The 16,763-nt window shown below is 72.2% G+C and carries 16 protein-coding genes; 13 read left to right on the top strand and 3 right to left on the bottom strand.

The features are described from left to right. Positions 1–228: 228 nt before the first annotated feature. From ACWGIG_RS26100 to ACWGIG_RS26050, 11 genes are all read left to right on the top strand, one after another. Positions 229–1,719: a DHA2 family efflux MFS transporter permease subunit gene (locus ACWGIG_RS26100; RefSeq protein ID WP_453324104.1), complete on the top strand. Its 1,491-nt coding sequence runs from the start codon at positions 229–231 to the stop codon at positions 1,717–1,719. A 38-nt stretch (positions 1,720–1,757) separates the two neighbouring features. Beyond that, complete coding sequence (locus ACWGIG_RS26095; RefSeq protein ID WP_453324103.1) at positions 1,758–2,171, top strand: DUF3151 domain-containing protein; 414 nt, start codon at positions 1,758–1,760, stop codon at positions 2,169–2,171. Between the two features lie 349 nt (positions 2,172–2,520). Beyond that, positions 2,521–3,489 carry a DUF3152 domain-containing protein gene (locus ACWGIG_RS26090; protein ID WP_453324102.1) on the top strand — a complete coding sequence of 323 codons (969 nt, stop codon included), beginning with the start codon at positions 2,521–2,523 and terminating at the stop codon, positions 3,487–3,489. 110 nt (positions 3,490–3,599) lie between these two features. Then, complete coding sequence (locus ACWGIG_RS26085) at positions 3,600–4,457, top strand: tryptophan 2,3-dioxygenase family protein (protein ID WP_453324101.1); 858 nt, start codon at positions 3,600–3,602, stop codon at positions 4,455–4,457. Between the two features lie 58 nt (positions 4,458–4,515). Continuing rightward, positions 4,516–5,709, top strand: a complete 1,194-nt coding sequence (kynU, locus tag ACWGIG_RS26080; protein WP_453324107.1) for a kynureninase — start codon at positions 4,516–4,518, stop codon at positions 5,707–5,709. 140 nt (positions 5,710–5,849) lie between these two features. Further along, positions 5,850–6,731 (top strand): alpha/beta hydrolase, encoded by an 882-nt coding sequence (locus ACWGIG_RS26075; protein WP_453324100.1) that lies wholly within the window; start codon positions 5,850–5,852, stop codon positions 6,729–6,731. Between the two features lie 71 nt (positions 6,732–6,802). Beyond that, complete coding sequence (locus ACWGIG_RS26070) at positions 6,803–7,693, top strand: SDR family oxidoreductase (protein ID WP_453324099.1); 891 nt, start codon at positions 6,803–6,805, stop codon at positions 7,691–7,693. 73 nt (positions 7,694–7,766) lie between these two features. Then, entirely contained in the window at positions 7,767–9,164 is a 1,398-nt protein-coding gene (locus ACWGIG_RS26065) for a sensor histidine kinase (protein WP_453324098.1), read from the top strand. Further along, positions 9,161–9,847 carry a response regulator gene (locus ACWGIG_RS26060; protein WP_453324097.1) on the top strand — a complete coding sequence of 229 codons (687 nt, stop codon included), beginning with the start codon at positions 9,161–9,163 and terminating at the stop codon, positions 9,845–9,847. Before ACWGIG_RS26065 ends, ACWGIG_RS26060 begins: the two co-directional genes overlap by 4 nt. Before the next feature lie 95 nt (positions 9,848–9,942). Beyond that, positions 9,943–10,527, top strand: coding sequence for a Uma2 family endonuclease (locus tag ACWGIG_RS26055; RefSeq protein WP_453324096.1), 585 nt, complete (start codon positions 9,943–9,945; stop codon positions 10,525–10,527). 27 nt (positions 10,528–10,554) lie between these two features. Beyond that, positions 10,555–11,055, top strand: coding sequence for a tetratricopeptide repeat protein (locus ACWGIG_RS26050; protein WP_453324095.1), 501 nt, complete (start codon positions 10,555–10,557; stop codon positions 11,053–11,055). A 59-nt stretch (positions 11,056–11,114) separates the two neighbouring features. Here the strand turns inward: ACWGIG_RS26050 and ACWGIG_RS26045 are convergent, their stop codons facing one another. Both ACWGIG_RS26045 and ACWGIG_RS26040 read right to left on the bottom strand, forming a co-directional pair. Further along, positions 11,115–12,716, bottom strand: a complete 1,602-nt coding sequence (locus tag ACWGIG_RS26045; RefSeq protein ID WP_453324094.1) for an ABC transporter permease — start codon at positions 12,714–12,716, stop codon at positions 11,115–11,117. Continuing rightward, positions 12,713–13,633 carry an ABC transporter ATP-binding protein gene (locus ACWGIG_RS26040; RefSeq protein WP_453324093.1) on the bottom strand — a complete coding sequence of 307 codons (921 nt, stop codon included), beginning with the start codon at positions 13,631–13,633 and terminating at the stop codon, positions 12,713–12,715. Before ACWGIG_RS26040 ends, ACWGIG_RS26045 begins: the two co-directional genes overlap by 4 nt. A 199-nt stretch (positions 13,634–13,832) precedes the next feature. Between ACWGIG_RS26040 and ACWGIG_RS26035 the strand changes: the two genes are divergently transcribed. Then, entirely contained in the window at positions 13,833–14,261 is a 429-nt protein-coding gene (locus ACWGIG_RS26035; protein ID WP_453324106.1) for a GbsR/MarR family transcriptional regulator, read from the top strand. 105 nt (positions 14,262–14,366) lie between these two features. Here ACWGIG_RS26035 and ACWGIG_RS26030 read toward each other — a convergent pair whose 3' ends face one another. Next, a complete protein-coding gene (locus ACWGIG_RS26030; RefSeq protein ID WP_453324105.1) occupies positions 14,367–15,251 on the bottom strand; it encodes a diacylglycerol kinase family protein in 885 nt (294 codons plus the stop codon). A 208-nt stretch (positions 15,252–15,459) separates the two neighbouring features. On the opposite strand from ACWGIG_RS26030, the gene ACWGIG_RS26025 reads away from it, so the two are divergent. After that, positions 15,460–16,743: an adenylosuccinate synthase gene (locus tag ACWGIG_RS26025; RefSeq protein ID WP_453324092.1), complete on the top strand. Its 1,284-nt coding sequence runs from the start codon at positions 15,460–15,462 to the stop codon at positions 16,741–16,743. The last annotated feature ends 20 nt before the right edge of the window (positions 16,744–16,763 follow it).

The following is a 16,763-nucleotide window of genomic DNA, read 5'->3' as shown; positions in this document are numbered from 1 at the left end:
CCGCGCCCCTCACAGCCGGCCCCGTACCCCGAGCCCCCCCCGAGCCCCCGAGCCCCGAGCCCCCGAGCCTCCTTGGGCAGCGGGGCCGCCCCCGGGGGCGGGACGGGTGGGCAAGGGGGCGGCCCCCACTGCGGCATGCCCCTCCGCGACCGCGCACCCGCGAGACCGCTCCGCCCCGATCGCTCCCTTCGCCTGGCCGCAGGCTCGGGATGCGGGGACGATCCCCGTATGGCCAAATCCGACAGCCCCGGCGGACTCCGCGTCGGCAGTGCCACCGGACGCTGGGTTCTCCTCACCACCGTCCTCGGCTCCAGCATGGCGATGCTCGACTCGACGGTCGTGAACGTCGCCCTGCCCAGGATCGGCGAGGACCTCGGGGCCGACCTCGCCGGGCTCCAGTGGACCGTCAACGCCTACATGCTGACGCTGGCAGGGCTGATCCTGCTCGGCGGCGCGCTCGGCGACCGCTACGGGCGGCGCAAGGTGTTCGTCGTCGGGGTGGTGTGGTTCGCGGTGGCGTCCCTGCTGTGCGGGCTCGCGCCGAACGCGACCGTGCTGGTGGCCGCCCGCGCCCTCCAGGGGATCGGCGGGGCGTTGCTCACCCCCGGTTCGCTGGCGCTGATCCAGGCTTCGTTCCATCCCGACGACCGCGCCAGGGCGGTGGGGCTGTGGTCCGGGCTCGGGGGGATCGGGGCCGCCGTCGGCCCGTTCCTGGGCGGGTGGCTGGTGGACGGGCCCGGGTGGCGGTGGGCGTTCCTCCTCAACGTGCCGTTGGCGGCGCTCTGTGTGCCGGTCGCGCTCCGGCACGTACCGGAGTCGAAGGATCCGCAGGCGCACGGCCGGTTCGACGTGCTGGGGGCCGTGCTCGCGGCCGTCGCGCTGGGGCTGGTGACGTACGCGCTGATCGAGGCGCCGGCGGGCGGGGCGTCGGCCGTCGTACTGGGGTGCGCGGTGGGTGGGGTGCTCGTGGCGGCGGCGTTCTTGTACGTGGAGCGGACCCGGGCGGATCCGATGATGCCGCTGACGCTCTTCGCCTCGCGGCAGTTCACCGCGATCAACGTCGTCACGCTGTGCGTGTACGCCGCGTTCAGCGGCTTCTTCTTCCTGACCGCCCTCCAGTTGCAGGTGGTGGTCGGGTACTCGGCGCTCCAGGCGGGCACGGCGCTGCTGCCGACGACCGTCCTGATGCTGTTCCTGTCCGCCCGCTCCGGAGCGCTCGCCCAGCGCATCGGGCCGCGCGTCCCGCTGACCGTGGGGCCGCTGCTGTGCGCGGCGGGGATGCTGCTGATGCTGCGGGTCGGGGTGGGGTCCTCGTACGTGACGGACGTGCTGCCCGCGATCGTGGTGATGGGCATGGGGATGGTGACGCTGGTCGCGCCGCTCACCGCCACCGTGCTGGCCTCCGTCGACACCGGGCGGGCCGGGCTCGCGTCCGGCATCAACAACGCCGCCGCCCGCGCCGCGGGCCTCATCGCCGTGGCCGCGCTGCCGCTGCTCGCGGGCATGGGCCCGGACGCGTACCGCTCGGCGGCGGAGTTCGGCGCGACCTTCGACCGGGCCATGCCGATGTGCGCGGGGGTGCTGGTGCTGGGCGCGCTGATCGCCCTTCTCACCGTACGGAACCCGGGCCCCGCAGCGCACCCGCCGCAGTGCCGCACGAACTGCTCGGTCGCTGCGCCGCCGCTGGAACCGGACCGCGGCCCCGGACATACCGCCTGACCGCCCGGAGCACCCCCGCGGGCAGGCAGACTAGGGGCATGGCTATTCACCAGGATCTCCTCGGGGGACCGCCCCCGACCCACCTGCCCGACGACCCGGAGCCCCGCGAGCTGCTCGCGTCCGGTGCGGCGCCCGCCGACGTCGCCGCGAAGTACCCCGCGTCCTCGCTGGCGTGGGCGCAGCTCGCCGACGACGCCTTCGAGAAGGGCGGCGTCATCGCGTCGTACGCGTACGCGCGCACCGGCTACCACCGCGGCCTGGACTCGCTGCGCAGGGCCGGCTGGAAGGGCCACGGCCCGGTGCCGTGGGAGCACGAGCCGAACCGCGGCTTCCTGCGCGCCCTGCACGCACTGGCCCGTGCCGCGCAGTCGATCGGCGAGCAGGAGGAGTACGACCGCTGCTCGACCTTCCTGCGTGATTCCTCCGCGCTGGCGGCGGACACGCTGGGCTGAGAAGTTCCGGACGGACACCATCCGGTTCGCTGCCCCCACAGCCTGTGGAAAACAGGCCGTGGGGGCAGTGGTGCGTACGGGCAGCGGTGCTGACGGCCGTGGTGCTGACGGCCGAGGTGCGTACGGCCGTGGTGCTGACGGCCGAGGCGCGTACGGCCGAGGTGTGTACGGCCGTGGTGCTTACGGGCAGCACGCCCGGCGACACGCGCCCCGGGAGCGCATCCCGGCGGCCTCCCGGTCGGACGCCTGTACGATCGGCGAACCGCAGCGATGATCGTTACCGGCACTCGGGGCAACCCGCCCCGCTCCCCCCACCCGCCGGTCACGCAGACCAGGGGAGGGCTCCGCCGTGGGCCAGCGCGACGACCGCCGGGAGTACGCCCGGCCCGACCGCCGCAGCCGTATAAGCAGCCGCAGAATTAGCCGCAGCAGCAACAACAACCGCCCGCAGGGCACTCGTCTCACCCGGCGCGGACGGGTCTTCGTGGCCCTGCTGTGCGTGGCCGCGGCCGTCGGCGGTGGCGGGCTCGCCGTCGCCGCCTGGCAGGGCGGCGCCGACAAGCAGGGCACCCCGCGGGCAGCGGACGGGAGACCCGGTGCGGCGGACGGGAGTACGGAAGCGGCGGACGGCGCCTCCGGGACCCCCGCGACCCCCGGCGCCTCCGGGACCCCCGGTGCCTCCGACACCGCCCCCGGCGAAGTCTCCTCCGACCCCCCGAGCCGCGAGCGCGCCTCCGGCGGGGCCGCCACCCCCGTCCCCAAGGCCGGATCCGGCACCTTCGCCACCGCCCGTGTCTCCGGCCGGCCCGTCGGCTCCGGCAGCACCCTGCGCCGCTACCAGGTGCAGGTCGAGAACGGCAGCGGGATCGCTCCCGACAGAGCCGCCGCCGAGATCCAGGCGATCGTCGCCCACCCGCGCGGCTGGGCCAGGCACGGCAGGGGCCAGTTCCAACTGGTCGCGGGCCGAGCCGACATCGTGATCCGCATCGCCACCCCCGACACCGCCGACCGCCTGTGCGGCGAGGCGGGCCTCGACACCGGTGGCGAGCTCAACTGCGAGACCGGCAAGGGAGTTGTGGTGAACCTGCGCCGCTGGGTGCAGGGCTCTCCGCAGTTCGAGGGCCCGCCCGCCGAGTACCGGCACCTGATCATCAACCACGAGCTGGGCCACGCGCTGGGCCTCGGCCACCTCGGCTGCCCCGGCGCCGGCCGGCCCGCGCCCGTGATGATGCAGCAGATCAAGGGCCTGGAAGGATGCCGCTCCAATGCCTGGCCTTATGCCGCGAACGGGGCGTATCTGACCGGCCCCACCCTCTGAAGCGCATCCCGGGGCACCCCCGCCTATGATGCGCAGCAGGGGACCGGGGCCCGGAATCCTTCGAAGGAGGGGCGGACCGCTACCTGGAAGTTCGTGTCGAGGAGCAAGTGATGACGCAAACCCCCGAGGCGCCCGGAAGCGAAGGTGCGGAGACCCCGAACCTCGATTTCGCGGGCACCACGCCCTACGAGGACTACGTCCAGGCGGACGTCCTCACCCACCTCCAGCACCCTCTCTCCGACGACCCCGGCGAAATGGTCTTCCTGGTCACCACCCAGGTCATGGAGCTGTGGTTCACGGTCATAGTCCACGAGTGGGAGACGGCGGCGACCGCGCTGCGCGAGGAGCGGATACCCGTCGCGCTGGACGCCCTGAAGCGTTCCACCCGCGAGCTGGAGGCCCTGAACGCCTCCTGGAAGCCGCTCGCCAACCTCACCCCCGCCCAGTTCAACTCCTACCGCAGCGCCCTCGGCGAGGGCTCCGGGTTCCAGTCGGCGATGTACCGGCGGATGGAGTTCCTGCTCGGCGACAAGGCCGCGTCCATGCTCGTGCCGCACCGGGGAGCGCCCCGCGTGCACGCCGAGTTGGAGAAGGCGCTGCACCAACCCAGCCTCTACGACGAGGTCCTGAGGCTCCTGGCCCGGCGCGGACTGCCCGTGCCGCAGGAGGTCCTGGACCGCGACCTCGCGCAGAAGTACGTACCGTCGCCCGAGGTCGAGGCGGTCTGGGCGCAGGTGTACGGGACCGAGGAGGTCGGCGTCCAGCAGTCCGAACTCGTCGTGCTCGGCGAGGCGTTGACCGAGGTCGGCGAGCTCGTGTGGCGATGGCGCAACGACCACCTGGTGGCGACGCGCCGCGCGATGGGCTCGAAGATCGGCACCGGCGGCTCCGCCGGGGTGGCGTGGCTGGAGAAGCGCGCTCAGAAGAACGTCTTCCCCGAGCTGTGGACGGCGAGGAGCCATGTCTGATTCCCGCGTACCTTCCGCCGCGTCTCCCGCCGTGTCCTCCCCGGATCCCGAGGTCGTCATGTTTCACGTGAAACAAGCCGCCGCCCTCGACGCAGCCGACGAACTCGCCAAGTTCCGCGAGCTGTTCACCCTCCCCGAGGGCCTCGTCTACCTCGACGGGAACTCCCTCGGCGCGCTGTCCCGCGCCGTCCCCGGCCGCGTCCAGGACGTGATGGCCAGGGAGTGGGGCGAGCTGCTGATCCGTTCCTGGGACGAGAGCGGCTGGTGGACCGCGCCCGAGCGGATCGGCGACCGCATCGCCCCGCTCGTCGGAGCCGCCGCAGGGCAGATCGTGGTCGGCGACTCGACCAGCGTCAACGTCTTCAAGGCGCTGGTGGCTGCCGTACGGCTGGCGGACGAGGCCGGGGACGGGTCCAGGGACGAGATCCTCGTCGACGCGACGACCTTCCCCACCGACGGCTACATCGCCGAGTCCGCGGCCCGGATGACCGGCCGCACGCTGCGCCCGGTGCGGCCGGAGGAGGTGCCGGGTGCCCTCGGGCCCCGTACCGCCGCCGTGCTCCTCAACCACGTCGACTACCGGTCGGGACGCCTCCACGACCTGCCCGGACTGACCGCCGCCATCCACGACGCGGGCGCGCTCGCCGTCTGGGACCTGTGCCACAGCGCGGGTGCGCTCCCGGTCGGGCTCGACGCGTACGGCGTGGACCTGGCCGTCGGCTGCACGTACAAGTACCTGAACGGCGGCCCCGGTTCGCCCGCCTACCTGTACGTCGCCGCCCGTCACCAGGACCGCTTCGACTCTCCGCTGCCGGGCTGGACCGGGCATGCGAACCCGTTCGGGATGACACCCGGCTACACCCCCGCCGACGGCGCGGCGCGGGGTCGGGTCGGTACCCCCGACATCCTCTCGATGCTGGCGCTCGAAACGGCGCTCGGCGTCTGGGACGGCGTCGGCGTCGACTCCGTACGAGCGAAGTCGCTGGCCCTCACGGACTTCTTCGTGGAGTGCGTACGGGCCTATGTGCCGGAAGGCCGGGTGGAGGTGGTGACGCCCCTCGCGCACGCCGAACGCGGCAGCCAGATCGCGCTCCGCTGCGACGACGCGGGCGACGTGATGCGGGCCCTGATCGCACGGGGCGTGGTCGGGGACTTCCGTCACCCGGACGTGCTGCGGTTCGGCTTCACTCCGCTGTACGTCGGATTCGGTGACGCGGAGCGGGCGGCACGCGTGCTCACCGAGGTGCTGTAGCCCGTACACGCAGGGTGGCCACGTCGGAGGGAACGGCTTCCGGCGTGGCCACGCGTGTGCAAAGTGCCTGGTAGCGTCCGCGCTTAATGATCGACAAGGGTGTACGAACGTCCCGCCAGTGCCCGGAGGTTGAAGCCGTCATGCCGCGCGTCCCCCTGCCGGACGAGCCGTCCGAGCTTCCGCTCGACGAGCCGCCGACGCTCCCCGCCGTCGCACCGGACGCCAGTGCTCCGTACGGCGACCATCCCGACCAGGTGATCGACTTCTATGCGCCCCGCGGCGCCGGCGGCGGGTCCGTACCGCTGGTGGTGGTCCTGCACGGCGGTGCGTGGCGGGCGCCGTACGACCGGCAGCACATCACGCCGTTCGCCGACTTCCTCGCCAGGCGCGGCTTCGCCGTCGCCAACGTCGAGTACCGGCGCGGGAGTTCGCTGCCGCACCAGGATGCCGACGGGCCCCTCGCCGGCCGCTGGCCGGAGACCTTCGACGACGTGGCGGCGGCCCTCGACGCGCTGCCGCACCTGGTGAAGGAGGCGCTGCCCGAGGCGGACCTCCGGCGCACCGTCCTGACCGGGCACTCCGCCGGAGGGCACCTCGCCCTGTGGGCGGCAGCCCGGCACGTCCTCCCGGAGGGTTCGCCGTGGCGCCTCTCCTCGCCGCCCCCGCTGCGGGGAGTGGTCGCGCTCGCCCCGGTCGCGGACTTCGCGACGGCGGTGCGGATGGGGGTGTGCGGCGGCGCCGTCACCCAGCTCCTCGGCGGGGAGGAGCTGTACGGGGAGCGGCAGCCGTACGCGGACCCGGCCGCGCTCCTCCCCACCGGCATCGCGACGGCCGTCGTGCAGGGCCGCACCGACACGACGGTCCCGCACGAGGTGTCGGAGGCGTACGCGGAGGCGGCGGCCGGTGCGGGCGAGGTCGTCGGGCTGACGCTGCTCGAAGACGTGGGGCACTTCCCGCTGATCGACCCGGCGGCGGACGCGTGCGCGGTGGTCGCGGAGGAGATCGCGCAACTCGCCTACTGATCGCGCAACTCGCCTACCGGGTGACGGCTTGCGGACCGAAGCTGTCCGCAAGCCCTCCTAGCGTGTCTCCCATGACGAACCCCATGACGAACACGGAGCACGCACGCGATCCGCAGAAGGTACTGGTCACCGGCGCCACCGGAACGGTCGGCCGCCAGGTCGTCGCCGAACTCCTCGCCCGCGGCGCCTCGGTCCGCGCCCTCACCCGGGACCCCGCGAAGGCGGACTTCCCGGCCGGGGTGGAGGTGGTTCGGGGAGACCTCGGCGCCCCGGCGTCGCTCGCCCCCGCGCTGGAGGGTGTCGACGCGGTGCACCTGATCGTGTTCGGCGGCGCGGACTACGCGCCGCTGGCCACGGGCGAGGAGGTGCTGGCCCTCGCCGCGAAGGCCGGCGTGCGGCGGGTGACGGTGCTGCACGGCGGCGGCGCATCGCCCCTTGAGGACGCGGTGCGCGGCAATGAACTCGGCCTGGAGTGGACGGTGTTGATGCCGGTGGAGTTCATGTCGAACGCGCTGTTCTGGGCCGACGGCATCCGGGCGGACGGCCGCATCGAGGAGCCGTACGCGGACCGGCCCAGCGCCATGGTGCACGAGGGCGACATCGGGGCGGTCGCGGCGGTGGCCCTGTTGTCCCGGGACGGCAGCCACCACGAGAAGGCGCACGTCATCACGGGGCCTGAGGTGCTCACGCTGCGCGACAAGGTCCGCATCCTCGGCCGGGCGCGGGGCGCGGAGATCGGCCTCGTCGAGCTGACGCCGGAGCAGGCGGTGCAGCGGATGGAGTCGATGGGCATGCCGCGGGAGACCATCGACTTCATGCTGGAGATGTACGGCAACACCCCGGTCGAGGGACGCACGGTCGCCACGACCGTCCCGGACGTGACGGGGCGCCCGGCGCGGAGCTTCGAGGAGTGGGCGGCCCAGCACGCGGGGGCGTTCCGCGCCGAGCGGGGGTCCGCGTAGTACTTGGGAGGGACGGGAAAGGTCGGCGCACCGGCGGACGACGGGGCCCGCGCGCCGATCTACCTTGGGGAACGTGACCCAGACGACCTCCACCCGCAGCCGTAGTCGCAGCCCCGAGTTCCGCCTCGCCCTCCGGGCGTTGCGGGGCCTGCGCGAAGACCTCCTGCGCGCGCCCTTCGCCTTCCGGCCGCTGCCGCCGCTGCCGACGGACGGGCCGGTGCTGGGGAGGCTTCCCGGGCGGATACGGGCGCCCGCGAGCTGGTCCGTGCACGCACTCGTCCTCGGCTGGGCGCTCATCACCTTCGCCATCGGCTACGAGTCGGTGGACGACGGGATCGAGGGCATGGTCTTCGGCCTCTTCAGCGCGGTCCCGGTCGCCCTCACGCTCATCCGCCCGGTGCTCGCCTGGTGGACCTGTCTGCTGGCGGCCCTCCTCACGGGAGGCTTCGGCGGCTACCAGGGCGGCTGGCCCTGGATGCCCGGCAGTGTCGCCGCGATGCTCGTCGTGATGACGGTCGTCGCCGCGAGGACCCGGCCGAGGACGGCTGTCTGGATGTGGGGGATCGCCGCGGTCTACAGCGTGCTGGTCGTCGCCGGGGGCCGGGAGTCGGGTTACCACTACAACGATCCGCAGGTCCTCGTCGCCGCGGCCTTCCTCCTCCTCGCCGTGTCCCTCGTCCACATCCGCCGGGCCGGCCAGCGCGAGGTCGTCGCCCAGAAGTCCGTCACCGCGGTGGAACGCGACCGCCGCACCCTCCTCGAAGAGCGCACCACCATCGCCCGCGAGCTGCACGACGTCGTCGCGCACCACATGTCGGTGGTCGCCATCCAGGCGGAGGCCGCCCCCTACCGGGTGCAGAACCCGCCGCCCGAACTGGAGCAGGCCTTCGCCACGATCCGTGAGAACGCGGTGGCCGCCCTCACCGAACTCCGCCGCGTCCTGGGCGTCGTACGGGCATCGGACTACGAGGCACCCGACGCCCCGCAGCCCCGGCTCGCCGACCTCAGCCGCCTCCTGTCCAACGTCCGCGACACGGGCCTGGACGTCGAACAGGCCACCACGGGCGCGGTCCGCGAACTCCCGCAGGGCGTCGAGCTGTCCGCGTACCGGATCGTGCAGGAAGCACTGAGCAACGTGCTGCGGCACGCACCGGGGGCGTCCGCCCGGGTCGAGGTCGGTTACGTACTCGGCGGCCTCGGCCTGCGCGTGGTGAACGGCCCGGGCACGACCGACGCCCCGCCGTCGCCCGGCGCCGGGCACGGGGTGACCGGCATGCGGGAGCGGGTCGCCATGCTGGACGGCGAGATGACGGCGGAGCCGACGGCGGAAGGGGGCTTCGAGGTGACGGTGTTCGTACCGGTGGCGACGGCCGAGCAGGGGACCGTACGGGACGCGGTGCCGGCGCACGTCCCGGCACAGCCCCCGGCCGTCGAGGACGCCGCACCGCAGGGCCGGGAGGCCACCGCATGAGCGCCCCCTCCTCCGCCGAAGGCATCCGCGTGCTGATCGTCGACGACCAGATGATGGTCCGCGAGGGCTTCTCCGTCCTCCTCAACGCGATGCCCGACATCGAGGTCGTCGGCGAGGCGGTCGACGGCCGCCAGGCGATCGCCCAGGTCGCGGCCCTGCACCCGGACGTCGTCCTGATGGACATCCGGATGCCCGAGCTGAACGGCATCGAGGCGACCCGCGCGATCGTCGCAGCGAACGCGGACGCCAAGGTGCTCGTCCTGACCACCTTCGACCTCGACGAGTACGTCTACCAGGCGCTGCGCGCCGGAGCGTCCGGCTTCCTCCTCAAGGACGCCTCCGCCCGTCAGCTCGCCGAAGGCGTACGGGTGGTGGCGGGCGGCGACGCGCTGCTGGCGCCCGCCGTCACCAAGCGCCTGATCGCCGAGTTCTCCAAGATCACCGAACCGGCCGTCCGGCAGCCCGCGGCCCTCGCCCAGATCGGCGAACTCACCGACCGCGAGACCGAGGTCCTCGTCCTCATCGCCCACGGCCTCTCCAACGGCGAGATCGCCTCCCGCCTGGTCGTCGCCGAGTCCACGATCAAGACCCACGTGAGCCGGATCCTGGTCAAACTGGGCCTGCGGGACCGCACCCAGGCGGCGGTCTTCGCGTACGAGGCGCGGCTGGTGAGGCCGGGGTAGGGGGCTGTCTCACTCGGATGGATGAATCGACCGGCATTGCGCCCGACTGCTGTACGGGCTCGCCACACTGGTGCTCACCTGGCAGGAGGGGCACCATGACAACCATGGCTGAGCGCATGGCGAAGATGACGGTCGACGAGTTCGAGAAGTTCGCCGCCGTGGAGTCCGAAACCGTCAGGCTGGAATTCATCGCCGGGCGGATCGGGGCCAAGAAGGTGACAGACGGGGACCACGGTGCGATCACCATGTGGTTGTTGCGCCAGTGCATGCAGATGCGGCCCGAACTCGACCTGGACCCCACACAGGGGCTGAAGGTCGAGACGTACCGCAACGGGCGTGCTCGCCCGGACGGAACCCTGGCTCCGATCGCGCACTTCGCGGGGCAACCGGACTGGGCCGATCCGGAAGGTGTGCTGATGACGGTCGAGATCACCTCGTACGACTCGGACACCGACCACCGGGATCGTGTGGAGAAGCCCTCGGCCTACGCCGCAGCGGGCATCCCGGTGTATCTGCTCATCGACCGGGACAGTTGCGAGGTCACGGTGTTCAGTCAGCCGGACCAGGAGCGTGGCAAGTACGGAGACGTCCACAAGGTGGCTTTCGGTGTCATGATCACGTTGCCGGACCCGGTGGGCATCGAGTTGAACACGGAGATCCTGAAGAAGTTCGTCCGCTGACCCGCCACCCCCTGCGATCATGCCCCCATGACCACTCCCCAGGACCGCGACTCCCTCCTCGCCGAAGCCGTCGCCCTGCGCACGGCGGACCGCACCGAGGAGGCCCGCCTGCGCTTGCTCGCGCTGGGCGAGCGCTTCCCCGAGGACGCGGAGATCGCCTACCAGACGGCGTGGGCGCACGACCGGCTCGGCCTTGAGGCGGAGGCGGCGCCCTTCTACGAGAAGGCTCTGACCGGCGAACTCTCCGCCGCCGACCGGCGCGGCGCACTGCTGGGACTCGGCAGTACGTACCGGATTCTCGGCCGGTACGAGGAGGCGGTACGGACCCTGCGGGCCGGGGCCGAGGAGTTCCCGGCCGACGGCGCGCTGCGGACCTTCCTCGCGATGGCCCTCTACAACGTGGGCGAGGCCCACGAGGGAATGCAGCTCCTGCTCCACCTGCTCACGGCGAGCAGCGACGACCCGGGCGTACGGCAGTACCGAGCGGCGATCGACTACTACGCGAAGGACCTCACCGAAACGGTGTGAGGCCCCCCGGCGGAGGGCGAGGCTCCCGCCCCGCCCGCGCCCAGCAGCCCGCGACCCCCCTACCCCACGTCCCTCCTCCGCACCCCCACCAGCCCGGCAGCCACCAGCGTCACCGCGATCGCCCCCAGCACCGTCACCGGCATCCACCCCATCTCCCCGCCCGGCATCTTCGGCAGGTGCCCGAACGGCGAGAGGTTCATCAGCGTGGACGGCAGGTCGAGGACCGGCCCGATCCAGCCCACCGCCAGGCACAGCCCGGTCACTCCCCAGGCGGCCGGGGCGAACTGCGGCAGGAACCCGTGGAGGAGCACTGCCAGCCCGCCCAGCACCCACACCGCCGGCGCCTGCACCAGGCACGCCCCCAGCACCGCCCCGAAGTCCTGCCCGTGTCCGAGGGCCAGCCCGAGGCCGCCCGCGAGCAGCACCACCACGGCCCCGCCGAACGCGATGACCAGGTGTCCGGCCGCCCACCGCAGCCGACCCACCGCCCCCGCCAGCACCGGTTCCGCCCGCTGCGAGGTCTCCTCGCCGTGCAGGCGCAGGACCGACCCGACGACGTACAGCGCCGCGACCATCCCCAGCATCCCGACCATCGCCGCCAGGAACGCCTCGCTCAACCCCTGTTGCCCGCCCATCCGTTGGAAGATCTCGGCGGTCTGCGCGTTGCCGCCGACGAGGTCCGTCACGCCGTCCGCCATCCCGCCGAACAGCAGCCCGCACAGCAGGAACCCGGCCACCCACGCCGCCACGCTCCCGCGCTGCAGCCGCCAGGCCAGCCCGTACGCCGACGACAGCCGCCCGGCGGCAGGTCCCGGCCGTGCGGGCAGGAAGCTCATGCCGACGTCCCGCCGCCCGGCCAGGGCCTGTGCCCCCAGCGCCGACGCCGCCGCGCCCAGCACCAGCAGCCCGAGCACCCACCACCGCTCGTCGCCGTACGGCCGGACGTTCTCCGTCCAGCCGAGCGGCGAGATCCAGTTCAGTACGGAGGAGGCGTCGGCGGTCGCCGCGTCGCCCGCCGCGCGCAGGACGAAGGAGGCGCCCAGGACCGCCACCGCGAGGCCCTTCGCGAGCCGTGCGCTCTCGCTGAGCTGCGCCGTCACCGCGGCGACCCCCGCGAAGAGCATCCCCGTCGCGCCGATCGCAAGACCCAGCGCGAGCGCCCCGCCCGTGTCGCCCGTGGACGAGGCGAGCCCGCCGACGGTGAGGAGGGTGAGTGCCGCGTTGGCGATCAGTGCGGCGAGGAGCGCCGCCGTCAGGGAGGCCCGGCGGCCGACCATGGCCGCCGAGAGCATCTCCTGGCGCCCGGTCTCCTCTTCCTCCCTGGTGTGCCGTACGACGACGACCAGGCTCATCGCGCCCGCCATCAGCGCCACGAACCCGCCGAGCCGCCAGGCCACCAGACCGCCCACCGACGGGTCGAAGACCGGCCCGTACAGTGCGCGCAGTGAGCTGCTCGCGGCCATCGAACCGGCCACCTCGGCGCGCTCGGCGGCCGTTGCGTACAGCCCCTCGACGGTCCCCGCCCCACTCGTCATGGTGAGGCCCAGGACCAGCACCCACACCGGCATCATGACCCGGTCCCGGCGCAGCGCCAGCTTCAACAGAGCTCCGGTGCCGGCGAGTTGACGCCCTCCGGCGGGAGTGGCCGTGATCGTGGTCATCGCGCCGCCACCTCCTCGTCGAGGCCCTCGTTGCCCTCGCTGTAGTGCCGCAGGAAGAGCTCCTCCAGCGTCGGCGGCGTGCTCGTCAGCGACCGCACCCCCGACGCGGTGAGCGAGCCGAGCACCGCGTCCAGCTTGTCGGTGTCGACCTGGAGGCGGATCCGGTTGCCCTGTACGTCGACGTCGTGCACGCCGGGCAGTGAGGTCACCCCGTTCGGCGCGGACGCCAGCTCGGCCGTGATCGACGTACGGGTGAGGTGCCGCAGCTCCGTCAGTGAACCCGTCTCCACGGTCCGCCCCTGCCGGATGATGCTGACCCGGTCGCAGAGGGTCTCCACCTCGCTCAGGATGTGCGAGGACAGCAGCACGGTCCGCCCGTCCTCCCTGGCCTCCGCCACGCACCGCTGGAAGACGGACTCCATCAGCGGGTCGAGACCGCTGGTCGGCTCGTCCAGGATCAGCAGATCGACGTCCCGTGCCGCGAAGGCCGCCACCAGTGCGACCTTCTGCCGGTTGCCCTTGGAGTACGTACGCCCCTTCTTGGTCGGGTCCAGCTCGAACCGCGCGACGAGCTCGGCCCGGCGCGCCGGGTCGAGACCGCCCCTCAACTTCCCGTACAGGTCGATGACTTCACCGCCCGACAGGTTGCGCCACAGGGTGACGTCCCCGGGTACGTACGCGATCCGCCGGTGCAGTGCGACCGCGTGCTGCCAGGGGTCGCCGCCCAGCAGCTGCGCCGCGCCCGAGTCGGCGCGCAGCAGTCCGAGGAGGACCCGGATGGTGGTGGACTTCCCCGACCCGTTGGGTCCGAGGAAGCCGTGAACCTCGCCCGCCCGGACTTCGAGGTCCAGGCCGTCCAGTGCATGCGTCCTGCCGAACGACTTGTGCAGTCCGGCCACGCTGATTGCGTTGGTCATGCTTCTGAACGTACGCGCTCTTCACAAATTTGTGAAGTTAAGGAAGCATATAAACTCTGGTGAACGGTCGAGCAGGGGAGACGATGTGCCAGTGACCAGCGACAACGAAACAGAGCCCACCTCGGCGGATCGTCACGAGGAGTCGACGGGCCGCCACGAGGAAGCCGTGTCGCGCTTCGTGGAGCGCTTCGCCGGCGAGATGACGGACGCGGGCATGCAGCGGATGGCGGCCCGCGTCTTCGCCGCCCTGCTCGCCTCGGACACCGGCGCCATGACCTCGACGGAACTCTCCGAGCAGCTACGGATCAGCCCGGCCGCGGTGTCGGGCGCGGTCCGCTACCTCTCCCACGTCAGCATGGTCCGCCGCGAGCGCGAACCGGGCACCCGCCGCGACCGCTACCTCCTGCACGACCAGCTCTGGTACGAAGCCTTCGGCCGCCGCGACCAGGTCCTGATCCGCTGGGAGGCGGTCCTCCTGGAAGGCGCCGAACTCCTCGGCCCGGACAGCCCGGCGGGCCGCCGGATCGCGGAATCAGCGGACTTCTTCGCCTTCGTCAAGAAGGAAATCCCCCTCATGATGGACCGCTGGCGCGCACTCCGGGCGGAACCGGGGCAGGACGGGTCCTAGCGCTTCCGCCGGACGCGCCCTGCGCCGCCGGTGGCCGTCCGCGGCTCCGTCGTGGCTGGTCGCGCCCACGCGGCGGAGCCGCATGTCCGGAACGGCCCCGCGCCCCTAGGGGACCCCCGGCACCACCAGCCCCCAGGCCCCCTCCCGCACCGTCCAGGTCCGGGTCCGTACCGGGCCGCCGACCACCTCGTCGGCCCGGTAGCGGAAGTCCGGGCCCGAGATGGTGACCGTCAGGGCCTCCGCCGTCACCCGGCCGTTGCTGCTGCGGGTTCCGTCGCCGTCGCTGCTGCTGCCGTCGTCGTCGGCGGCGGCGGCGGTGGCGGTGGCGGCTGAGGCAGCGGCGGCACGGACGGCATCGGCGGCCGAGTCCCGGACCACCACCACCACCTCCGCCCGGCCGTACCGCGCCCGTACCGTGACCCCCTCCACCGGCTCGTCCAGGTCGCTCAGCAGCACCCCGTCCGCCTCCACCCGCAGCCGGTACGTCCGCAGCCGCTGCGGCGGCGCGGGCCGCACCAGCGTCCGTACGAGCGAGCGGCAGGCGGTCCACGGCGACCACCCCGGCGGCGGGGCCGCGGCGACCGCCCCCGGTACCCGCAGTCCGCCGAGCACCACTCCGTCGCTGTCGTCGACCAGCAGGTCGAGGCGGCGAACCGTTCCGTCCAGGACCGCCCGCGCCGCCGCGACCGTGTCCGTCGGAACGCCCAGGGAGTGGGCGAGGGAGACGGTCTGACCCACCGGAACCATCCCCACCGGGCCGCCGTCCGCCAGCTCCCTCTCCCGGTGCAGCAGGCCCACCGTCCGCAGCAGCGTCCGGTCGTCGCCGATCACCACCGGACGCCGACTGCCCCGGCGGGCGAGAGCCCGCGCGAACTCCTCGGGGGACTCGGGAAGACAAATCTTGGCGCGCGCCCCGGCGCACAACACATCTTTCGCGATGCGCACGGACTCGCCGTCCATGCGCCGGGCGACCGGGTCGATGACCACCATGAGCTGGTCGGGAGCCGACACCTCGGTCCTTCCTCGGGTAGCATCTTTGTGCAAGAGCCCCTTGCGCTATTGCGCCAGGGGCTTGGTCTATTCCGGGGCAGCGGTTCAGCGGTCAAGGCACGCGATGCACGTCGACACAGTCGTTGACGCACGTCATCGCGCACGCCCCTGACCTTGGACATGCCCCGCCCGGAAGGGGTGTACGCCTGTGCCCGCACTTGTGCTGCTCGGTGCTCAGTGGGGTGACGAAGGCAAGGGAAAGGCCACCGACCTGCTCGGTGGATCCGTCGATTATGTAGTGCGCTACCAGGGCGGCAACAACGCCGGCCACACGGTTGTCGTAGGCGACCAGAAGTACGCGCTGCATCTTCTCCCTTCCGGAATCCTCTCTCCTGAGTGCACGCCGGTCATCGGAAACGGTGTCGTCGTCGATCCCGCCGTCCTGCTCTCCGAGCTGAGTGGTCTCAACGACCGCGGCGTCGACACGTCCAAGCTTCTGATCAGCGGAAACGCGCACCTGATCACGCCGTACAACGTCACGGTCGACAAGGTGACGGAACGGTTCCTCGGCAAGCGGAAGATCGGTACGACCGGTCGCGGCATCGGCCCGACCTACGCCGACAAGATCAACCGCACCGGCATCCGCGTTCAGGACCTCTACGACGAGTCGATCCTCATCCAGAAGGTCGAAGCGGCGCTGGAGACCAAGAACCAGCTGCTCACCAAGTTGTACAACCGCCGTGCCATCGAGGCCGGGAAGATCGTCGAGGAGATGCTCCAGTACGCGGAGCAGATCAAGCCCTTCGTCGCCGACACCACCCTCATCCTCAACAAGGCGCTGGACGACGACAAGGTGGTCCTCTTCGAGGGCGGCCAGGGCACGTTGCTCGACGTCGACCACGGCACGTACCCCTTCGTCACCTCCTCGAACCCGACCGCGGGCGGCGCCTGCACGGGTGCGGGCGTGGGCCCGACGAAGATCAGCCGCGTCATCGGCATCCTGAAGGCCTACACGACGCGAGTCGGCGCCGGCCCCTTCCCGACCGAACTCTTCGACGAGGACGGCGAGGCGCTGCGCCGCATCGGTGGCGAGCGCGGTGTCACCACCGGCCGTGACCGCCGCTGCGGCTGGTTCGACGCCCCGATCGCCCGCTACGCGACCCGCGTGAACGGCCTGACGGACTTCTTCCTCACCAAGCTGGACGTGCTGACCGGCTGGGAAGAGATCCCCGTCTGCGTCGCGTACGAGATCGACGGCAAGCGCGTCGAGGAGCTCCCGTACTCGCAGACCGACTTCCACCACGCGAAGCCGATCTACGAGAAGCTCCCCGGCTGGTCCGAGGACATCACCAAGGCCAAGACCTTCGCCGACCTGCCGAAGAACGCGCAGGCGTACGTGAAGGCCCTGGAGGAGATGTCCGGCGCCCCGATCTCCGCCATCGGCGTCGGCCCCGGCCGCACCGAGACGATCGAGATCAACTCCTTCATCTAGGAGTGCGCACGCAGCTGAGG

The organism is Streptomyces sp. NPDC054863, from assembly GCF_053610825.1.
This window is presented reverse-complemented; position numbering and strand designations above follow the sequence as displayed.

Excerpts from the sequence above, each read along its gene's own strand:
- ACWGIG_RS26100 (WP_453324104.1), top strand. The coding sequence starts at position 229 with ATGGCCAAATCCGACAGCCCCGGCGGACTCCGCGTCGGCAGTGCCACC.
- ACWGIG_RS26095 (WP_453324103.1), top strand. The coding sequence starts at position 1,758 with ATGGCTATTCACCAGGATCTCCTCGGGGGACCGCCCCCGACCCACCTG.
- ACWGIG_RS26085 (WP_453324101.1), top strand. The coding sequence starts at position 3,600 with ATGACGCAAACCCCCGAGGCGCCCGGAAGCGAAGGTGCGGAGACCCCG.
- kynU (WP_453324107.1), top strand. The coding sequence starts at position 4,516 with ATGTTTCACGTGAAACAAGCCGCCGCCCTCGACGCAGCCGACGAACTC.
- ACWGIG_RS26075 (WP_453324100.1), top strand. The coding sequence starts at position 5,850 with ATGCCGCGCGTCCCCCTGCCGGACGAGCCGTCCGAGCTTCCGCTCGAC.
- ACWGIG_RS26070 (WP_453324099.1), top strand. The coding sequence starts at position 6,803 with ATGACGAACCCCATGACGAACACGGAGCACGCACGCGATCCGCAGAAG.
- ACWGIG_RS26060 (WP_453324097.1), top strand. The coding sequence starts at position 9,161 with ATGAGCGCCCCCTCCTCCGCCGAAGGCATCCGCGTGCTGATCGTCGAC.
- ACWGIG_RS26055 (WP_453324096.1), top strand. The coding sequence starts at position 9,943 with ATGACAACCATGGCTGAGCGCATGGCGAAGATGACGGTCGACGAGTTC.
- ACWGIG_RS26050 (WP_453324095.1), top strand. The coding sequence starts at position 10,555 with ATGACCACTCCCCAGGACCGCGACTCCCTCCTCGCCGAAGCCGTCGCC.
- ACWGIG_RS26045 (WP_453324094.1), bottom strand. The coding sequence starts at position 12,716 with ATGACCACGATCACGGCCACTCCCGCCGGAGGGCGTCAACTCGCCGGC.
- ACWGIG_RS26040 (WP_453324093.1), bottom strand. The coding sequence starts at position 13,633 with ATGACCAACGCAATCAGCGTGGCCGGACTGCACAAGTCGTTCGGCAGG.
- ACWGIG_RS26035 (WP_453324106.1), top strand. The coding sequence starts at position 13,833 with ATGACGGACGCGGGCATGCAGCGGATGGCGGCCCGCGTCTTCGCCGCC.
- ACWGIG_RS26030 (WP_453324105.1), bottom strand. The coding sequence starts at position 15,251 with ATGGTGGTCATCGACCCGGTCGCCCGGCGCATGGACGGCGAGTCCGTG.